The 21,489-nt window shown below is 39.5% G+C and carries 18 protein-coding genes; 17 read left to right on the plus strand and 1 reads right to left on the minus strand.

The features are described 5' to 3' along the window. Positions 1-102: 102 nt before the first annotated feature. Positions 103-741, minus strand: coding sequence for a hypothetical protein (locus PQ460_RS02555; protein WP_274171694.1), 639 nt, complete (start codon positions 739-741; stop codon positions 103-105). 326 nt (positions 742-1,067) lie between these two features. On the opposite strand from PQ460_RS02555, the gene PQ460_RS02560 reads away from it, so the two are divergent. The 17 genes from PQ460_RS02560 (at position 1,068) to PQ460_RS02640 (ending at position 21,475) form a co-directional block, all read left to right on the plus strand. After that, a complete protein-coding gene (locus tag PQ460_RS02560) occupies positions 1,068-1,484 on the plus strand; it encodes a BlaI/MecI/CopY family transcriptional regulator (RefSeq protein ID WP_204826187.1) in 417 nt (138 codons plus the stop codon). Continuing rightward, positions 1,466-2,344, plus strand: coding sequence for a M56 family metallopeptidase (locus tag PQ460_RS02565; protein WP_274171695.1), 879 nt, complete (start codon positions 1,466-1,468; stop codon positions 2,342-2,344). Before PQ460_RS02560 ends, PQ460_RS02565 begins: the two co-directional genes overlap by 19 nt. An 87-nt stretch (positions 2,345-2,431) precedes the next feature. Beyond that, entirely contained in the window at positions 2,432-2,848 is a 417-nt protein-coding gene (locus PQ460_RS02570; protein WP_273613849.1) for a DoxX family protein, read from the plus strand. A gap of 199 nt (positions 2,849-3,047) precedes the next feature. Then, positions 3,048-5,057, plus strand: a complete 2,010-nt coding sequence (locus tag PQ460_RS02575; RefSeq protein ID WP_274171696.1) for a methyl-accepting chemotaxis protein — start codon at positions 3,048-3,050, stop codon at positions 5,055-5,057. Between the two features lie 164 nt (positions 5,058-5,221). Beyond that, positions 5,222-5,923: a pirin family protein gene (locus PQ460_RS02580; protein ID WP_274171697.1), complete on the plus strand. Its 702-nt coding sequence runs from the start codon at positions 5,222-5,224 to the stop codon at positions 5,921-5,923. Positions 5,924-5,937: 14 nt separating this feature from the next. Continuing rightward, positions 5,938-6,267 (plus strand): hypothetical protein, encoded by a 330-nt coding sequence (locus PQ460_RS02585; protein WP_273613846.1) that lies wholly within the window; start codon positions 5,938-5,940, stop codon positions 6,265-6,267. A 136-nt stretch (positions 6,268-6,403) separates the two neighbouring features. Next, complete coding sequence (locus PQ460_RS02590) at positions 6,404-7,570, plus strand: TerD family protein (protein ID WP_274171698.1); 1,167 nt, start codon at positions 6,404-6,406, stop codon at positions 7,568-7,570. A 68-nt stretch (positions 7,571-7,638) separates the two neighbouring features. Further along, positions 7,639-8,394 carry an NAD-dependent epimerase/dehydratase family protein gene (locus PQ460_RS02595; protein WP_274171699.1) on the plus strand — a complete coding sequence of 252 codons (756 nt, stop codon included), beginning with the start codon at positions 7,639-7,641 and terminating at the stop codon, positions 8,392-8,394. Positions 8,395-8,566: 172 nt separating this feature from the next. Then, entirely contained in the window at positions 8,567-9,241 is a 675-nt protein-coding gene (locus PQ460_RS02600; protein ID WP_273613843.1) for a ThuA domain-containing protein, read from the plus strand. Between the two features lie 238 nt (positions 9,242-9,479). Continuing rightward, positions 9,480-9,800, plus strand: coding sequence for a phasin family protein (locus PQ460_RS02605; protein ID WP_273613842.1), 321 nt, complete (start codon positions 9,480-9,482; stop codon positions 9,798-9,800). A 1-nt stretch (position 9,801) separates the two neighbouring features. After that, on the plus strand, positions 9,802-11,472 hold the full coding sequence (locus PQ460_RS02610) for an ABC1 kinase family protein (RefSeq protein ID WP_274171700.1): 1,671 nt from the start codon (positions 9,802-9,804) through the stop codon (positions 11,470-11,472). Positions 11,473-11,783: 311 nt separating this feature from the next. After that, positions 11,784-12,728, plus strand: a complete 945-nt coding sequence (locus PQ460_RS02615) for a copper amine oxidase N-terminal domain-containing protein (protein ID WP_274171701.1) — start codon at positions 11,784-11,786, stop codon at positions 12,726-12,728. A 1-nt stretch (position 12,729) separates the two neighbouring features. Then, positions 12,730-16,443, plus strand: a complete 3,714-nt coding sequence (locus PQ460_RS02620; protein WP_274171702.1) for a DUF5704 domain-containing protein — start codon at positions 12,730-12,732, stop codon at positions 16,441-16,443. A 249-nt stretch (positions 16,444-16,692) separates the two neighbouring features. Continuing rightward, positions 16,693-18,225 carry a SulP family inorganic anion transporter gene (locus PQ460_RS02625; protein WP_274171703.1) on the plus strand — a complete coding sequence of 511 codons (1,533 nt, stop codon included), beginning with the start codon at positions 16,693-16,695 and terminating at the stop codon, positions 18,223-18,225. A 173-nt stretch (positions 18,226-18,398) separates the two neighbouring features. Then, positions 18,399-20,186, plus strand: coding sequence for a DEAD/DEAH box helicase (locus tag PQ460_RS02630; protein ID WP_274171704.1), 1,788 nt, complete (start codon positions 18,399-18,401; stop codon positions 20,184-20,186). A gap of 140 nt (positions 20,187-20,326) precedes the next feature. After that, complete coding sequence (locus tag PQ460_RS02635; RefSeq protein ID WP_273613837.1) at positions 20,327-20,752, plus strand: DMT family transporter; 426 nt, start codon at positions 20,327-20,329, stop codon at positions 20,750-20,752. Between the two features lie 21 nt (positions 20,753-20,773). After that, positions 20,774-21,475 (plus strand): Crp/Fnr family transcriptional regulator, encoded by a 702-nt coding sequence (locus PQ460_RS02640; protein WP_274171705.1) that lies wholly within the window; start codon positions 20,774-20,776, stop codon positions 21,473-21,475. The last annotated feature ends 14 nt before the right edge of the window (positions 21,476-21,489 follow it).

Below are 21,489 nucleotides of genomic sequence, written 5' to 3' on the forward strand. Positions count from 1 at the left end.
GAAAAATTAATGAAACTAAAACAGGCAACTTTCCTTTTAAAAAGGAGATTGCCTGTTTTTTATTTTATAACTAATTTAAAATTTTTAAAAATACTGTTCTATTTACTTCTCTGACCACGTAAGTGTTAATTGAACAACATCTTTACCGGCTTGAGGGCTGCCGATTAGAGACCAGACTTGCTTGGTTTTGGGATCGGTTCCTTGAATAATAAGATTTTTTTCATCAATAGTGGAACCTGCATTAGTTAAGGATTTGGCATCAAAATATTGTTTGTAGGTTTGAGACAATGTTTCCATACTTCCTTTGGTTGTGAACATGAGCAATACTGATTTTTTACCATCGTTTTCTTCTTGATGAGAGGTAGAGATCACCGCATCATCGGGAATGGGAAAATCGGTTGGTAAATACGTAGGACGTTTTTCTACGCTATCCGCAGCAATCGGGCCTTTTTCTTCGATCGAACCTGTACTGGTTGTTGATGATTCGCTATTTTCTGTTGCTGGTTCGGTCGTTCCAGTGGAAGAGTCTGTAGCCGCAGAAGACTCTGTCGAAGTATTCGATGATTCGGTATCTGTTGTAGCAGGGGTTGTAGGTGTTGCTTCATTTGTGTTATCTGTCGTCGTATTCGTTTGTTGATCGGTTTCATTGGAAGGATTAGCAGGTGCTGATGCGCTACTACATGCACTCAGGACAGCGATAAACAATATGCCACATAGCAATAGACTGTATACTTTTTTCATCCATGATTCCTCCTGTTTTTGAATAAGATAAGTTGCCAATAAACTATAGTGATTGATACACATCCAGCTTGTTGTTTCATCTAAATTATAACATGACTGTAACACTCAGGCATATTTAGACAATAAGCTGAAAATAACGATATCAATAAGTTGCTCTTTTTTCAAAAAAATAGCTTCGCAAAATGATATTATTCTGGTATTATTTGTATAATGTATCCTCATATATCGTAATTGAAGAAAAAAGAATCATTTCTACTTTAAAGGGAGAAATTTGACGAGTGCTTTGGATATACACTACTATATGTAGTGTGAGGTGGCATAAGCATATGAAAATACAAAACTTTAAAGTAGGCGCAACAGGGATGGATCGCTTTTTTGGTCCGCTGGAAGCTCAAGTGATGAATATTCTGTGGGATATGGATCACCCGATGACGATCAAAGAAGTCCTTTCTTCGCTCCAAACAACCAAGTCACTTAGCTTCAATACGATTATGACCGTGATGAATCGATTGGTTGAAAAAGGAGCATTAACGAAAACAGGCGAAAGTCGTAGTTTTCATTACACTCCTACAGAAAGTCGGGAGCAATTTTTGAACAATCAGTCCAGGGAATTGACGCATGAATTGATGGAAGAATTCGGGTCACTCGCCGTAAATCATATGGTAGATGTGCTGGAGGAAGTAGATCCTCAACTTATTCGCGCCTTGGAGGATAAAATCAAACAATGGAAAAAAGAAACGTAACTCACTGGGAACGTCGTTCAAGAACACTGTTTCGTATAAGTTTCGGTCTCTCGTTATTTACGATAGGGCTTATGTTTATTTATGCGTTGCATACGATATTCGGTTGGAATATTCCGTTTGATCTGCTACGCATCTGTAACCGTTGGATGGAAGCTCAAGGATGGTTTTCGGTAGCCCATTTACTAAGAGGTCTAGTTCTGTGTACATTTGTACTGTATATCGGTTATGGATTAGATCAGTGGGCAGGGTCTTATCGGGCTTATCGTTATTTTCGCTCGTTACAAGATGTGCAGCAATCGGCGCAATATAATGCTATGTATAGTGAGAACAAAGAATTATTTATGATTATTCGTTGTTCGCAACCTGTCGCCTTAACTATGGGTATTTTTCGCCGCCGAATTATTTTATCAGATGGACTACTGCGGATGTTGGATAAACAAGAACAAGAAGCTGTTGTACATCATGAGATGTTCCATTATCAGCAACGTGATCCGTTAACTACATTTTTGTTAGGGCAGTTTGCACTTGCGTTGTGGTTTTTACCGATTTTGAAAAATATCACGTTGCATTATAAAATATCGCGCGAAATTTTAGCAGATAGTTATGCAGTCCATCGCTTAGGAACTCCTGTTGGCTTGGGCGGTGCTCTACTGAAACTAATTCATCGTCAGCATTCTCGTTCCCCTCAACCTTTTCGAATGATCTATTCTTCTTTTGCCGAAACGTCACTCAATTATCGTATCCATCGCATTATTGAACCGGATCAAGAGAAATCTCTGCAGTTGCCGGTATGGCCTGTGCTATTTTCATTAGTTGTGCTAACAGCACTTAGCATTTTGTTATTATGGTCACTTATATGATTATTGTATAAGCGACTATTTTTATAACTATACACTACAGTATGTAGTGAAGATTACATGAGATGAACAAAAAAAGGAGGAGTAATCATGTTGCTTAAACGTAATGTGGAATTAGGATTGTTTATTGTTCGCGTATTAACAGGGGTTATCTTTTTATTGCATGGGTTTTCCAAATTTCAAGGTGGTATTGGTGGCACAACAGGATTTTTCCAAAGTATCGGATTACCCGGGTTTTTGGCTCCGGTCGTAGCTATTATAGAAATTTTGGGAGGATTATTGTTGATTCTGGGTCTACTTACTCGTATTGCAGGTGCGGCTTTGACAGTGATTATGATTGGAGTGTTATTGACTGCCAAAGCAGGTCAGCCATTTATGATGGGTACAGAGTTCGATTATTTGCTTTTATTCACTTCGCTTCAATTGGCATTGACAGGTAGTGCTCTATTATCTTTGGATAGTCTGCTTTTCAAAAATAAATACAATAGTCGACTTGCTGAAAACTAAGTAATACACAATATATTTGTATGAAATGAATACGAAACAAACAAAAACCGACAAAATATCTTTGAGATATTGTCGGTTTTTTGTGTTACATCTACAAAACTAACATGGTTTAGGCGATATATACAGTACTAGCAAATTGTAGATGATGAGCAACAGACATCAAAATCATCTGTATTCATTTATAGAAAGAGTGGGGTTTATGAAAAAAAGGATGAAATTGCCTAAACCAAGCAAAAAAACAACTACATCATCTTCTTTTCGATGGTCTATACGTAATCAATTAATTGTAGCATTTGCTTTGATTTTGCTAGGGCCAAGTTTAGTGATTGGTGTAAGTATGTACGATAAAGCAAAAGAAGAAGTACAAGATCATTTGATTGCCAGTGCAACCCAAAGTGTACAAACAGCTAATCTATTTATCAGCAATGCCATTGCGACCAAAATGCATGATGCTGAATATTTATCAAGTGTATTTAACAGTTCGATGATCGATGGCCGATTGAGTCCAGAAATCGTTCCCAAATTAGCACAATATCTTGGTGAACATCCTGAAGCTATCGATACATTTGTCGGTACACCGGATGGAACGATGATTCGCGGCGTACCTAAAGAAAATGAGAATGGCTATGATCCGCGTGAACGCGATTGGTATAAATTAGCTCAAGCTTCTCCCGGTCAAACGATTATGACACCTGTTGTTATCAACTCAAGCAAACTTCCTGTAGTGATTCTGGCGCATACTTTACCAGATAATTCGGGGGTATTAGGTATTTCATTAAATCTAGAAAGTATTTCTAAATTAGCAGATATTAATGTAGGTAGCGAAGGCTATGTCGTTATTTTAGATACAGAAAAGAAATATATTGTGACACGTAATGGTGTGACAGGTGAGGTAGCAGCAGGGGAATATCTGGATACAATGTATTCCAAAGACAATGGTACGATTGATTATACATTCAAAGGCGAGCCGAAAAAGATGGTCTTTCTCACCAACAAAGAAACAGGCTGGAAAATCGCAGGTACGATGTATACAAGCGAAATTGCTGAAGCTGTTCAACCGATTCGTAATCAAGCTTTAGTGATTATTATTATCGCTATTGTGATAGCAGCGATCATTGTAGCTTTTTGTATCAATATGATTATGAAACCTTTACTGAGTCTACGCAAAACGACTCAACAAATCAGTGAGGGCGATCTCACGATCCAGATTGATCAGCGTAAAAATAATGAGATCGGTGATCTAGCGCGTGACTTTGCGATAATGGTGAGCAGTCTGCGTGAGATGATTGAGAAAGTAAGAGATACGACAGACAATGTATCTTCCGCTTCGGAAGAACTAGCAGCTGGAGCAGAAGAAACCAGTCGTTCTGTTGAACATGTAACCATGGCGATTCAAGAAGTTTCTACAGGCAGTGAACGTCAGGTAACAGGAGTCGCAGTAGGCGCAGATGCAATCCATCGTATGTCAGAACGTGTGTCTGAGATTTCCGGTCACGTAGCTGAAGTAAGCCAAAGTATGAGCGATGCAGCCACCGCTTCTGCCAAAGGAAATGAATCGGTTATTAATGTAACTCAACAGATTTTTGAAATTCAATTAACTGTTGATCGGTTAAGCGAAATTATTGCAAGTCTAAATACGCAATCTAGTGAAATTGGTGGGATTGTTGATTTGATCCGTAATATTGCCAAACAGACTAATTTGCTAGCGTTAAATGCTTCAATTGAAGCGGCAAGAGCAGGCGAACATGGTAAAGGATTTGCTGTCGTTGCTGATGAAGTGCGTAAGCTTGCATCTGAATCGGGTGAATCGGCAGAGCGTATCGGTAACCTTATTACAGGCATGCAAGGCATCGTAGCTCAATCGCTAGAAGTTATGGATCAGGCGAAAGAGAATGTAAACGGAGGTATTCTAGCTGTTGATACATCTGGACGTTCATTCTCTAGAATTAACCGCGCTATCAAAGCAGTCTCTCGCAAAATGAACGATGTAACCGGAACGACAGATCATTTAAATAATGATGCAGATGCAGTAGTAGAAGCGATTGAAGATATCGCTAGCATTTCTGAACAAGCGGCAAGCAATACTGAGACGATTTCAGCAGCAGCTGAAGAACAACTCGCTTCAATGCAAGAAGTATCCAGTGCAGCTACCGATTTGACTCGTCTTGCAGAACAGTTACAACAATTGGTGTCTCGTTTTAAAGTATAAAAAGTAATAAAGAAAAGTTTCAACACATCAACCGTTGTCCCATATATATTGAGACAACGGTTTTTATTATTTTATATTTTACATTATATTAGTAAGTTTGTTACAATAATTCAGTAAATACATTATCAAAGTACAGCAGATCGACTACCCAGGGAGGAAAAAATATGTTTACAGTATATCCATCAGCAGAGCGGTTTAGCTTTGATCGAGGTTGGCTACAAGGCAGTCATAGCTTTTCATTTAGTGAATATCAAGATCCGAATAATGTGAGCTTTGGACCTCTTCGTGTCTTTAATGATGATGTGATTGCTCCTTCACGTGGATTCGGTGCTCATCCCCATAGCGATATGGAAATTGTCTCGATTATACTGGAAGGTCAACTTCGTCACGAAGACAATCTGGGAAATGTAGCGGTCAGTTCTTTTGGCGGTGTACAGCGGATGTCTGCGGGTACAGGGGTTGTGCATACAGAGCATAATGCTTCTGACGAGACCCATTGTAATCTATTGCAGTTATGGTTTGAACCAGAAGCGCGCGGGTTGAAGCCTTCTTATATGAGTTCATCGTATAATCCAGCTTCCTTAAATGGTCAATTGTTGCCGATTGTGAGTCGTCAGGGTGGCGAGAATCAAGCGACGATTCATCAAGATATGACTATCTATCTTAGTCGCCTCGAAAAAGGACAAGAGATCAAATTTGTTCAGCATCCAGATCGCCGTACGTATGTATTTGTAATTCAAGGCAGTCTGACGATGAACCAAGAGCATCTGCTCTCCAAGCGTGATGCTGTACGAATAGAACAAGAAACTCATTTGCAGATGACAGCAGAAGAACCGGTCTTTTTCTTGCTGATCGACTTGCCTTAGGAGGAATAGTGCTGATGAAAGAAACCGTTATGGTTAAGCATGCAGTGACAGGCCTTGAATTATTAAATAACAATAAACATTCATTTACCTATGAATTAATCGATTTACCCGCAGGTGGATTCCGAATGACTTTGGTCGGCGCACCTGAAGAGATCGTACAACATATTCTTACTTTGCAAAATGAACTGAATCTATTTCGCTTTGAATTACCTGAAGATGCTCCTCAGATCAAACACTGGTATTATGTCAAAGAACATGGTGTACAGTATCAAGCAGACCAACAACAATTGGTAATTGAAGCATCATCAGAGATTGTCTATCTACCGTCAGAGTATTTAGAATAGTTGTGACGAACAGTCTTTTTAAATGATTTGTAAGACCTCATTGTGCTATGATCTATATAGCTATTTTGAGGTCTTTAGTCTACTTATGGTTTAAATGATGGTATACCAATCATTTCTACAACTAGGAGGAAACAGCATGCAAATCACTAAAGGACAAAAAGTTGATATTACTAAAGGTCGTGCGTTATCGCAGATTGCGATCGGATTGAACTGGGAAACGGCTACAGCGAATTTGGATATTAATGCTTCTGCTTTTTTACTCAATAATGCTGGAATTTGTACGCAAGACGAAGATATGATCTTTTATAATCAGCAAAGTAGTCGACAACAAGCGGTTACTCATTCTGATCAAAGCCCTCAAGATCGGGAAATCATTCAGATCACTCCTAGTAAGATTCCATCTGATATTTCCAAGATTGCCATCACATTAACGATTCATGAAGAAGGCAATCATAATCATTCTTTTCAAGACGTACAGCAAGTGAATTGTCGTATTTATGATCCGTTGACCAATGAAGAACTGATTACGTTCTCTTTTGGTGAAGGGTTAAGTAGTGAAACAGCGATTGTGGTGGGCGAAATATATTTACATAATGAAGAATGGAAATTTAATGCGATTAGTAGCGGATTTAACGGCGGATTATCTGCATTAGTACAGAATTTTGGGCTATCTGTAGACGATGATGTTGCTCCACTGGCTCCTGCTGTAGAAGTAACTCCACCAACTCCACCTGTAACTGTTGCTCCGGTATCATTAATGAAGATTGAACTGAAAAAGAAAGAAAGTATCAATATCCAAAAATCTCCGACAATTACAGCTACACTTGAATGGGAAACGAAAAAAGATTTAGATCTATACTGCTTTTATGTTACGCAAGCCAATCAAGTAGGTAAAGTCTATTATCGCAATCTAGGCTCTATTCATGAAACACCTTATATTACGCTGGATGGAGATGCGTTAACACATGGTAAAGAAACGATTCAAATTCATCGACCAGATGCTTTAAAATATGTACTATTTGCCGCATATAGTGCAGTAAGCAATGGAACAGGTAGCTTTAAATCAATGAAAGTACGTGCAGTGGTCGACAACCATCAAGGACAAGTGATTACTTCTCCACTTCATGAAAAGAATAATTATGCATATTGGGTAGCGATTGCTCATATTGATTTTACCGATGTAAATGCTACTCGTATCAGTCATGTCGAACAGTATTCAGGTAGAGGTGTAGAAGCAAGCCCCTGGTTGTACGAAGATGGCACATTCAAAATGGATGCAGGTCCAGAAGAATTTAAAGATTGAAGATTATCCATAAAAGAATAGATAGCTATCATCTATCCTACCAATAGATACAAGATCGGAGCTGACCTATGAATATCCTTATCACTGGAGCCGCTGGTAAAATTGGAAGCGAACTGACCGCATATTTACAAGATAAGTTCCAACTACGGCTTACGGATCTGCATACCGATCGATTACAGAGTTATCAGCAGACCAAGCATGAGATTATGACCCTCAATATCACTGACCCGGAAGCTTGTCAGCAAGCCTGTGAAGGCATCGATACAGTCATTCATCTAGCAGGAGATCCTTTGCCAGATGCAGGATTTTATGAATCGTTGTTAGATAATAATATCAAAGGAACGTTTAATATTTTTCGTGCTGCCCAAGATCAAGGTGTACAGCGAGTGATTTTAGCAAGCAGTGCACAGACGATAGAAGGGTATCCAATCGATGCTCAAATTTATCCTGATATGCCGACAAGACCACGTAATTTGTATGGTGTGAGCAAGTGCTTTGGTGAATCGTTAGCTTCGTATTTTGCATATACCGAAGGACTACAGAGTATAGCGATTCGTATTGGTGCGTATGATGATTTTAAGGCAGAAGGGCCGACACTTGAAGCACGTGATATGAGCGCATATCTCAGTCCAGCAGATATGTGTGATCTATTTTATAAGTCGATTATTGCTACCGATCTTGAGCCTTTTACTATTCTTCATGGAATATCAGATAATCGGTTTAAGCGTCTTTCTTTGTATGATACGAAAAAGAAAGTGGGCTATGATCCCAAGTCGGATGCATTCGCTCTAAGTAACATTTCGTTGTATGATAGTCCGCGTTAATATTAAATATATGAACCTCTGCGTCTATTTAGCGTTTCTCTTTTCTCATACTTAAATACCTATCAAATGTAATTAAATATATTTGTTTGTCGGATTTTTGCAAGAAAAGGGTAATCATACATAGGAAGCGGAATTTCTGTCAACACTCTATGTAAAGGAGATTACTTGTCTTATGAAAGTACAACCTGATCGCAAAACTTACATCAAGCAAGCTATTTTAATTGGAGATTATCATCAGGAAGCACCATATCATCCTCTAGAACCAATTGAAAAAGAGATTCGTAAGCTGATGCCTGAAGGCTGGGAATTACATGTAACTGATGACTACGATATGTTCACTGCTGAACGTTTGGAAGCGTACGATCTATGTATTTCGTATACAGATACGTTTGACAAAAAGTTCAGTGTTGAACATACCGCAGGCATTATCTCATATGTTGTGAATGGTGGCGGGTTACTAATCATTCATGCAGGCGTATCGATGCAAGAACAGCGACATGAAATGAAGTTATTAATGGGAGCGGTCTACCGTGGGCATACTGATTATCAGCAATTAAATATGTGTGTATCTTCTCCAAGCCATCCGATTATGAAAGGTATTTCTTCATTTTCAATGGATGAAGAGCCATACGAATTTTCTTTGCTATCAGCGGCAGAACGTACCATACTGATGGAGTATAATCTAGATGGAACTACATGGCCGGCGGCATGGTGTTCTGAGTATGGATTAGGTCGAATTGTGTATTTGATGCCAGGTCATCATGCGGCTTCTTTTGATTATCCTGAATATCGCAAAATTGTAGTACAAAGCATGTTGTGGGGCGCTGGTCTGGATGCTGAAAATTAGAAGATATTCGTACAGATCCATAGAGCATGCTATCTAGCCATATCAATCATATTGGATATACAGAAATTAGGCATATCTGCTTTTAGACGTTATACTAATAACAGATCGACAAAGACATGGGCATGTTGCCATGAGTCGGTCATGAAGAAGTGACCGGACTATGGCAATGTGCAGGGCTTCTGTTAGGTAAAGAATACTTATTGTGGATGAATGGAAGTATACAACAGGAGGAATGAAAATGAGCGATTTATTTAAACGAGCAGTTTCGCTAGGTCTTGGACTTACGATTGTCAGCAAAGAAAAAGTAGAAAAAACGGTAGAAGATTTGGTAAAACGTGGAGAATTGGCTCCTTCTGAATCGCGTGCATTGGTAAACAAACTTATGGATCGTGGCGAAGAAGAACAGAACCAAGTGAAAACATGGATTCGTGGACAAGTTCAGAAAGTGCTAACTGAACTGGAAGTGCCAACTAAAGAAACAACAGAACAATTGAATGAGCGGATCACGGTTCTCGAGAAGCGTCTTGCCGAACTGGAATCACCGCAACAACCGGAATAAGATGGCTCTTCATATCCGGCATGCCGGAAGGTATAGAGAAATAGCCATGGCGCTCATGCGTCATGGCTTTGGTTATATGGTCGAGGAACTCGGATTACACCAGATGCTAGCGATTCCGCTTCGACTGGCACGTCGTGAAGTACACGGTATTCGCACGCTAGGAGAACGTATCCGTTTGGTACTCGAAGAATTAGGCCCTACTTTTGTAAAGTTAGGTCAGCTTGCTAGTACACGTTCTGATCTTTTGCCTGAAAATATTATTAAAGAATTAACGAAGTTACAAGAACAAGTCCCTCCATTTCCTGCAACTGAAGCGCGCAAAATTATAGAATTAGAGCTAGGTTTACCGATTGAAGAAGTGTTCGAGTCGTTTGAAGATGTGCCTGTAGCAGCAGCATCGATCGGACAGGTACATCTGGGCACTTTACATTCTGGAGAAAAAGTAGCGATCAAAGTGCAACGTCCTGGCGTGTCACGTATCGTTAATCGTGATCTGGAAATTTTGCGTGATCTAACAGGGTTGATCAAAAAGCATATGGAATGGGCTTCTCAATATCAACTGGAAGAAATCGTTGAAGAATTTGCCAAGTCGATGCGTGAAGAACTGGATTACAGTGTCGAAGGACGTAATATGGAGCGGATTGCAAGTCAATTTGAACGTGATCGGAATATCCATATCCCTGTAACGTACTGGAATTATACGTCTGCTCGCGTGTTGACTATGGAGTATATCGACGGGATTGCTTTAGGTAAACGAGAAGAGATTATAGAGCAAGGACTAGACTTGGGAAATGTGGCGCAACATCTGGTCGATTCGATGTTGCAGCAGATTTTTATCGATGGTTTTTTCCATGCCGATCCGCATCCAGGTAATCTACTGGCTTTGCGTGATGGACGCATTGCTTTTCTTGATTTTGGACTGATGGGGCGACTGAGTAGTGAAATGAAAAGTCATCTGACAGCACTTATTATTGCGTTGTTACGTAAAAACACAGACAGTATGATCCGTGCGGTCATGAGATTAGGTTTTGTACCGGAAGATGTGAATATGTCTGCACTGCGTAGCGATTTTGAGCGTATGCGAGAGCAGTATTATGATGTTCCTTTTTCCCGTATTAATCTAGGCAGTGCATTGAATGAAATGTTTGATGTGGTGCGTCGTTACCGGATCGGGATACCGCCGGACTTGACGTTATTGGGCAAATCATTGATCACACTTGAAGGTGTGATTGAACGGTTAGATCCATCGCTGAGTATTTTGAGTATGGCAGAGCCTTTTGGACGTAAGTTGTTACGAGATAAATATGCGCCTAATAAAGTTCGTCAACGCATCACAGATGGAGCATTGCATGCTGTTGAAATGCTAACCGATCTGCCGAGACAAGCGTCCGAATTATCTCGTATGATTCGCACCGGTAAAATGAGAATAGAAGTCAGCGTGCCTGAAGTTAAAGATATGATGCAAAAAATGGATCAGATTAGTAACCGATTGGCTTTTAGTATAGTATTGCTGGCTTTTAGCATTATTATGGTCGGTCTTATTGTCGGTTCATCATTACGAGATCAGACACCGATTCTATGGGGATTCCCTGTAGTTGAGATTGGTTTTGTGATTGCTACATTGATGGTTATTTGGCTATTTTATGCTATTTTCAAATCAGGTCGATTTTAGAAAAAACGTTATATTTGGAGATTTACAGATTTCAAATGATGTGGTATTCTTTCTGAGTCGATATACTTATACAGATATAACTTAATACCTATTTGTTCGTAAAGCATACGGGCTATTCCTTTTTCAAGGGAGTAGTCCGTTTTTTGTTTGTATATTTTACATGTAGCTGTATATGAAGGTGTTTTATTTTCCAAATTCAGCTATAAAGATTAGGTCTTGGAAGAAAGTGAATTATCTTTTATAATGAATTTTGTAGTTCTTAAGATACATATTAGTCTATAGTGCCTATATTTTATTCAGGGGGAAAGAAAATGAAAAAGAAAATAATGACTGTACTTGCGGCAACGATATTATTTACAGGAATAGGTGTAAATGTACCTCAAGTGGATGCAGCGACCAATAAACCACAAATCGAAGTATTGTTAGACGCACGCAAAATGGCATTTCCTGATGCCAAACCTTTTCAAGATGATAGCAATGCGGTAATGGTGCCTATTCGATTTGTATCTGAAAAATTGGGCGCTAAAGTGGGATGGAGTAAGGCTGGAGGAAAGCAGATTGTTACTTTAAAAACTGACAAGCATACTGTCTCTATGACAGTCGGATCAGCTACAGCAGTAGTCGATGGTGAAAGTAAGACGTATGATAGTAAGATTATTTTGAAACAAAGTCGCACGTTTGTACCGTTACGTCTTGTTAGTGAAGGATTAGGACAGACAGTGAATTGGGATCAAATTGGCAAGTGGGTGTGGATTGGAAACAAGGAAGTTCCAACGATTGATGAGTTAAATTTGAAAAAACAATCGATTGAACCTTATAGAACTTATTTCGCTTCGATGAAAAACAATTTTTATTTTATGAAAAGCCATGGAAAAACTCCTTATACTGTGGTAGTTAATGTCAAGTTTAATCATTTGCCAGCCGTAACTATTGATGATGTCTCTATTTACAGCATGGAGCTCTATACTAGAGGAGATGTTGAATATTTAAAGGTTCGTTCGACTGGAAGTACTAACAATATTCTTTTCCTTACAGCAAAAGGAGATGGTCGATATCGTATGCCAAGAGAAGATATGACCAAAAAAAATGCGGATGGTACCGAATACAACTTTTACGAAATTTATTCAAGAGCTGATGTCGACTTAGATGGAATCATTGATAAAAAACCTTTGTCTATAAAAGATATTAAATATATTAACTTACTTGATGCTTCTAATACTAATTTGGTTCTTATAACTAATCCTTGGAGAAACTAATATGGCTTCCTTTTTATTTAAATATCGGGCTTTTATTTGTGTAGTTTTAGTAATTATATTTTTAATACCCACTTTAGTATTCCCAGCAAATCATAATTCTTTTGCTGCTGAATCAAATAGTGCTGTTACACCGGTTAGCTTTTATAAAAATGAAGAAGCTAATGCAACAGATGCAAACTATCGTTATTTTGTAGGCATGATGTACTTTGATATGTGGTTTGGTAATACTTGGGATTTAGGTAAGCAACCTCAAGTAGGGGATTTTGGAGAAGCCACACAAGACTATATTTTCAAGTTTCCTAATCGTAAAATAAAAAGCATAACAGCGGAACAATTTGAACCTACTGCGGATAACTTAATTTATTTTGATGCTTCACGTACTGATTCTTGGAAAAGTTATGAATACATTGTATCTAATGGTGGTAAAGAAAACACATTATCATTTACCACTTCGGGAATAGGTACGGATACTGCCTCCATTCCATTTAAAATTAAAATGAAGTTGAATACTAATTCTGGGAAAACTAAAAATATTACCGAGGATTGTGGGGATCGCTGTAATGAAGGAGTTAAAGGTTATCGGATCTACGCTCCCGTTTTATTTACAATCGAACTAGACTCAGAATTAAACGTATACTACAAAACCAAAGATGGTAAATCTCTTAACGATGTTTTTCCTCCTCGTATCGAAGAGATGAAGCCAGGTACAGAGTATGTTTTTACACATCCAGAGAATCCAAAATACAAATATGTTGGATATAAAAAGAGTACGACTGGCGAAGATCCTACAGGAGAGATGATAACAGGGGATCCACCCAAATTTAAATACTCTGGCTCTTTTGAAAAGTATATTGCTTATCAGTACTATGATGTAATCTCAGATCCATGTGAGCTTGATCCTGATGCAGAAGAGTGTACCGTTCCAACTGAGCCTCCCAAAGAAGACAGTCTTTGCGAATATACAATCTTGCCACCCTCTGTGAAAACCACAACAAATAAATCACTATTAGATCCACAAGCACAAGGTCATATCCTAGCAGATGACAATACTAATAATCGTCACTTTGATGCGACTCGCGCAATACCCACTTCTGAGCATTTATATGCCAATGCATGGGGATATAATTATTTGTTCCAGCATACCTTTGATAATATGGATGGACAAGTAGAATACAAATGCAAAGTCAAAGTAGTTTATAAGCTCAAGTGGAAAGAAAAGCGTGGAAGTGGAGATAATGAACGTTGGGTTTCTAAATCAGATACAGATACGAAGACTTACAATTTTTCGTATACAAGAGACTATGATTACTGGAAGATCAAAGTACTTGAAGTACTCGGTCTAGATCAGGCTACAATGTCTAACTATGCTCTACCCGGTGGGAAAGTATCTATACCTACGACTGGTTATACTCCACCTAATGTAGAACTAGAACACAGCGATAAAGTAGAAGACCATGTTAAGCCTGATGATGATATTCCGGTGAAATATTCTCCACCAACATTAGATGGTGGTAAACAAGGTCGTCCAAGAACACCGAATGATGAATCCAAATTAAAAAATATTGCAGAAGGCAACACAGATGATACAGAAGTCAAAAATGATACTATTCAGTTTTCTTTTGAAGGAAAAGATACGGAAGTGATGAATGGAGAATGGATTCTAAAAACAGCTCCTACACCCAAAGAAATCCCAGTACCCCGTCAAATTCGCTCATTCAAAGATTCTAGCGAAAAAGTGTTATATGTAGGTTCTCAGCTTATTAGCCCTAAGCTTATTAACAAAGCCAATACAATAACAACAGGAACAATCTATTACAAGATGTTAGAGCAACATGTGCAAGGTAGTGGAGATCAGAATTTTCCGATTACAGGCATCAATACCGTAACCGTACATACACCTGTTGTAAATTACTCTCTTGTCTCGGACGACCAGAAGCATAATCAGAAAACAACACCTGACCTATACAGTTCAGCTTTGATCTTAGATCGTCCTTTTTCTGTACGGATTCCAACAACAGGACAGCATATTACTTATCCTGGTTATGGTCATCGAGATTATGCGAAGTATGTCCGTACCAAGCAAGTACAATTTCCTTTCGATGTGTATAACAAGGAGCAGACGACATTTATTCCGAAAAATACATGGGTTGATGTACCAGTGAAACAACTCGATACCTTTTTCTTTTTGCCGGTATGGGTAGATGAAGGAAAATACCAGATTCTATTTCGTACGATTTCTGAAAATGCACCAACTTCTTTTACAGTACAACATAATGCGAATGTGACTTTGGACAATCATGTAGCTGTTGAAAGTGTACCTGTCGATGTGATTGGAAGAGTGTATGATTTTCATATTACAGATATTGCCGATTATAACTGGCAGATTGTGTTCCGTCCGTGGGAAAATATCGATGTACCTGATCAAGCTTCGTATTGGGTAGGAGCCAATGGAATAGATGGCGCACCTCGCGGAAATAATACGCCTTATGTACTTCCTGTTCGTCAGGGTAGCCATCCATTTTATCGTAATCTAGCAGTGAAAACAGGTTATCATTTCAAATTCGATCTCAAAACTAAAGGTAATATGTTTGGAGCACAAGACAGTATACGTATTACACCGACCTTTAGTTATGTTCCGCGTGAAGGTGGAACCCCTTTTCCAGTTGATTTGTATTATTCGACAGCTACTGAGAATCTAATAAAGATCGGTTCACCGCAAGATAAAGTACAGCGCTATACTATTTTGAACGATCCTTTGCGAAATGTACCTGACGATGAATTAAAAAATACAGCACTGTATATGTATGATCTGTTGCTACAACAAACTCATTCTTCCCAACAGAATAAGCCGATGCAGAGCAATACTAGTGGGGCAAATGAATCTACAGCTATCTCTGCAAATGCACCCGATTCTGCTATCTGGAAAATTATTTTAGAACGTGCAACTACTTCATTATGGCAAAATCTGACGGGCATCTCCTGGGAAATTACAGCAGAGCAACTACAATCTTTAGCGCAAAAAATGGAAAATACTAATGAAGCTTCTTCTTTCAACGGATTTTCTACGATATCTTCATCCGCTTCACCCGTAGAAAATAACATAATATCACCCAACAATGCCGAAGAAGCTGTTCAGATGTTCCAACAGGCTAGTCGTGCGCGCAAAGTTAATGTAGGCACATTTACTCAACTATTGTTGACTCAACCACTACGTACTCTGATCGGTCCGCAGACTAATTTGCCAGAAGGAAATGACACGATGCGTTCATTAGCAGCGGTGCAGAAATGGTACGGAGAATATAGCCTACCTGCGGATGTTCTAGTCGTCAAACAAGGTACAGCTTTAGAACAATTTACAGGCTCAACGAATACAAATCGAAAACAGACAACAACAGACCCTTCCACAGATGCTAATATCCAGTCGAATCCAGCTTATAGTAGCGCTAAAGGATTAGACGAGCATTCATCCGTTTTTCTGAAAGATGGTTATATTGTTGTTAACTTTAATATAGAAACGATTCAGAATAATGATTTGGAGAAGCCACATTTGCAATATATCAATGCTCCACTGATGAATCAATGGCAATTGGAAGGATTTCAAAAGCACGTTGTAGATCCATGGGGATTTGAATTTCAGTTAAAAGATGGAGACGTATTATTTTATCATGCGAATAAAGGAAGTCGAAGTGATTTCCAATCTTCTGTTACCCATTAATCTATCCAGCTACAGATGAACCTTTATCAATATATTTTAAATTCAGCAAAAAAAGAAGTAGGTTTTATAGAAAAAATTTTGTATAATAAAAATCTATCTGTACCTACGGCTCCTGTTTTCCCGCGAGAGGAAAGCAATCTACTTATTTTGAATTTAATATCATAATGAATACTGTCTGCGATATTCGTTCGGAAAGTTTTTAACGTCCGGGCAGATTCGTTATGTTCCACACAAGGAAAGAGGATGATCATGAATCTACAACAACAATGGTTTAGTAATGTTCGGGGAGACCTTCTTGCCGGTATTACTGTAGCCTTGGCTCTTATTCCCGAAGCGATCGGATTCTCGATTATTGCTGGTGTTGATCCAATGGTTGGATTATATGCTTCAATCTGTATCGCAATCGTTATCTCTATTGCAGGTGGACGCAGCGGAATGATCTCGGCGGCTACAGGCGCAATGGCAGTACTGGTAGTTGATCTTGTACGCGATCATGGTGTTGAATATTTATTCGCAGCCACGATCTTAGCAGGTATTTTTCAGGTATTACTCGGCTGGTTTAAGATCGGGCGATTTATTACCTTTATCCCCCAATCAGTCATGACTGGATTTGTTAATGCACTGGCGATTGTTATTTTTATGGCGCAATTGCCACAGTTTGTTGGGGCGAACTGGATTATGTATGCGATGGTGATAGGAACGCTGGCGATTGTCTATATTTTGCCACGCTTTACGAAAGCAGTACCTGCACCACTGGTGGCGATTATTGTGATGTCGTTATTAACGTATTTCCTTCATTTGGATGTACGCACCGTAGGCGATATGGGGCAATTATCGAATCAACCGCCTGTTTTTCATTTACCGATGATCGATGTATCTTTGGAGATGTTGCTGATTATTTTACCGTATTCAATTTCGCTTGCTTTTGTCGGTCTACTGGAATCGCTGTTAACTGCAACGATATTAGATGAAATGACAGATAGCAAAAGCGATAAAAATCGAGAAGCTCGCGGACAAGGAATTGCTAATATCGTTAACGGATTTTTTGGCGGTATGGCAGGTTGTGCGATGATCGGACAATCGGTAATTAATATCAAATCCGGTGGACGTGGACGATTGTCTACATTAACCGCAGGGGTATTTTTATTATTCTTATTGTTAGTACTCGGTAATATTGTACGTGAAGTACCGATGGGTGCTCTGGTTGGTGTTATGGTTATGGTATCTATTGGTACCTTTAGCTGGCGTTCATTAGTGACGATTCATAAGATTCCTTTGTCAGAAGCGATTATTATGGTGACGGTAGTCGCTATTGTCGTGGCTACAGATAACCTTTCTATCGGTGTCGGCGTAGGTGTAGTCATGAGTGCATTGCTATTTGGTTGGAAAATGTCTCGTATTCATATCACTGCAACGATGGAATCAGGCAATATCATCTCTAACCCTAATCTATTGAACAAAGTAGAACAGAATACAACTTCTTCTATAGAACAGGGCACAGCACAACCAGCACAGGTAAAAGTCTATGAAGTGAGTGGACCGATGTTTTTTGGGACGATGAGTTATTTTGTAGATCAATTTGTGCCAAATGATGATCCAGAACAGATTGTGATCGACTTTACTCGTTCGCATATTTGGGATCATTCGGCTGTTATCGGGATTACCAAAGTCAAAGAAAAGTATAAAGCTGTGAATAAAGAAGTGCATATTCGTGGCTTAAATGAAGAAAGTCGTCTCCTACTTGAAAAATTAGGAACAACTGCATTGTCTTCAGGACATTGACGTAACTAGAAATAAGCGGTATATTGACGCTAGAGCAGTTTATCCAAAATGGCATACTACGGACTTTTAAATGACGTTATAGATGTAAGCATCGGTATCTACCGGTGCTTCTTTTTACGAGAGCATTTTTTGAAATGCTGCTGAATAAAGATCACAAGAATGGGTGAATAGAGTTGAAAAATTTTAATGAGTTCGGCATCTCGCCGAATGTCGTAGAGCTTATGGCTTCCAGTGGAATCACACAGCCTACCGAAGTACAGCAGATGTCGATTCCGGGATTACTTAAAGGCGGAGACGCAATCGTTCAAGCCAAAACAGGTACAGGTAAAACGTTAGCGTTTTTACTGCCAATTTTTGAAAAGTTAAACTTGAACGCCGTTGGAGCACCTCAAGCGCTGATTATAGCACCAACACGTGAGTTGGCTCTACAGATTGCAACGGAAGCAAACAAATTAGCCGCTGCTTATGAAGGTGTACGTATTCTTGCTGCTTATGGTGGACAAGATGTAGAACGTCAATTACGCAAGCTTGAAGGTGGATGTCACCTTGTTGTAGGTACACCGGGTCGTCTGATTGACCATATGGGTAGAGGGACACTGGATCTAACGAAGATTCGTACACTGGTACTGGATGAAGCGGATCAAATGCTACACATGGGATTTTTGCCTGATGTTGAAAAAATGATTAATGCTACTTCTCCAGCACGTCAAACGATGTTATTTTCAGCAACAATTCCTGATGGTATTCGTCGTCTATCTGCGCAATATATGCGTACACCAAAAGATATTCGTGTCGGCCCTGCTGAAAGCGTACCGTTGAAATTGATCCGTCAATTAGTGGTAGAGTGTACTCCTCGTGGTAAGCTACCTGCATTACGTGAATATTTGGAAAAAGAAAAACCATATCTAGCGGTGATCTTCTGTCGTACCAAAAAACGGGCGGCTGAACTGAATCAACAGCTTAAAGAACTGGGTTATTCTTCGGATGAACTTCATGGCGATTTGTCTCAAAACAAACGTGAGCAAGTCATGCGCGCGTTCCGTGAAGCGAAATTGCAATTACTGGTTGCGACTGATGTAGCGGCTCGTGGTATTGATGTAGAAGGAATAACACATGTATTCAACTATGATATCCCACAAGATGCTGAATATTATATTCATCGTATCGGACGTACCGGTCGTGCAGGTGAAACAGGAAAAGCGATCACATTTGTGACTCCACATGATCGTGATGAATTACAAGCAATCGAACAAGGCACTTCACAGAAATTAGAGCGTCAAATTGCTCGCACATCGATAGAGTCAGATGATTCTGGTGAATTGTTGTCTAATGTAGAAGCCAAAGCAGGCAGACGTGCTAATCATAAATCTCGTGATCAAGATCGCAAAAAAGATGGTAAACGTGGAGATGCACGTCGTGGTGCTTATCGCGAAGAATCTTCAGGTGGACGCTCAGGCGGTCGTGGTCGTTCTTCTTCTACTTCAGAACGTGATCGTTTTGCAAGTAAAGGTGGTACAGGTAAACGTGGAGAACGCAGAGAATCTACACCTTCTGTACGTACGACTGCTCGTCCAGAAGCAAAAGAGTCAAGTGCTCGTAGTGAACGCCCGGAACGTAGTTATGGTCGTAAAGATCAAGCACGTTCAGGTAGTGGTTCTGCTCCAAGATCAACACGTCGCACAGACGATGCTCCTTCTTTCCGCAGAGATGCTTCCAAAGGTCGTACAATTTCCTCAGGCGATTCAGATCGTACACGCGAATACGGTGGAGCTGGAAGTAACAGCAACGCTGGTGGACGTCGTAGCGAAGGTACAGGTAGCGGTCGTGCAGAACGCACGTATGGCAAAAATAGTAGCAGTAATGGTGGACGCAACAACCGTCCTTCTACAGGCAAGCCTAGTAGTGGTGGTCGTTCTTCTGGTCGTCCGTCAGATAATGCCCGTCGTGGTGGCAAACGTTAATAGTCCTATTTTATCCCCTTTGATCGTAAAGGGGATTTTTTATGATGAGGTTTGGGACATATGTCCTTTATCTCTAAGGGAAAGATCGTTTTTAATAAGAGTACAAAGAAATGTCTAAATCATAAGGAGAATTAGCAACGATGAAAGGAATTTTATTTGCTTTATTAGGCGGAGCTTGTATCACGTTACAAGGGGTAGCGAATACACGTATCAGTCAAGATATTGGAACATGGCAAGCCGCTACGATTACGCAGTTAACAGGCTTTATTATTGCTGCCTTGATCTGGTTATTTGTACGTGATGGAAAGCTTGGCGATTATAAAAAGGTTAAACCTCTTTATTTAGCAGGTGGTGCATTTGCTGCGATTATTATTTTTACCGAAGTCACCGCTATACAGCAGATCGGGGTAACGTTAACGATTTCGGCGCTATTGATTGCTCAGTTGTGTCTAACTTTTATTATTGATATTAACGGTTGGTTCGGTGTCGTGAAGCAGAAGATGAAGATGCCTCAATTTATAGGGTTAGCGATGATGATTGCAGGCGTGATTATTTTGAAATTCTGATCAAAAAGGTGAGCAAATACGATGAACGATAATCAAGATCAAGCGCAGGTTGAGTATTACTGGAAGTTGCACGATTTGGGAGCCCATTTTCCTCAAGTTTTATTTCCGTATCTATCGGTATTCCGCTTGGAACAAGGAGATATTTTGTGCACACAAGGTGATGATATTGAGCATCTGGATATATTGGTTCATGGGAAGATCAAAATTTATACGACTTCACAAGAAGGCAGAACATTAATTCTATGCTTCAAAACCCCGCTTGAATTTATAGGTGATGTCGAATATATCAATGGCAACGATAAAGTGATCAATACTGTTGAAGCAGTATCTTCGGTACACTTTCTGCGTATTCATCGTAAATGGTTAGTTCAATATGGGAGTGACCATGTACCCTTGCTGCAATTTTTGCTACAAATGATGACACGTAAATTTTATAGCAGTTCTAACTATTCTCGCTTTAATCTCATGTATCCGGTAGAAATTCGGTTAGCCAGTTATATGCTGTCTGTAGCTTGTGATGAAGATCCAGCAGATGGTTATGAAGAATTGCGTATTTCCAGTCTGGTCGATGTAGCAAATCTGATCGGTACCAGTTATCGGCATCTCAATCGTGTCATTCAGAAATTAGCTCATGATGGATTGGTCAAGCGCACGTCAGAGTATCTAATCATTCAGAATCGAGCAGGGTTAGAATCATTAGCAGGGCATAATATTTATGAGTAATTATAGATTAAACA

This window comes from Paenibacillus sp. KACC 21273, from assembly GCF_028736095.1.
GTDB lineage: Bacteria > Bacillota > Bacilli > Paenibacillales > Paenibacillaceae > Saccharibacillus > Saccharibacillus kyungheensis.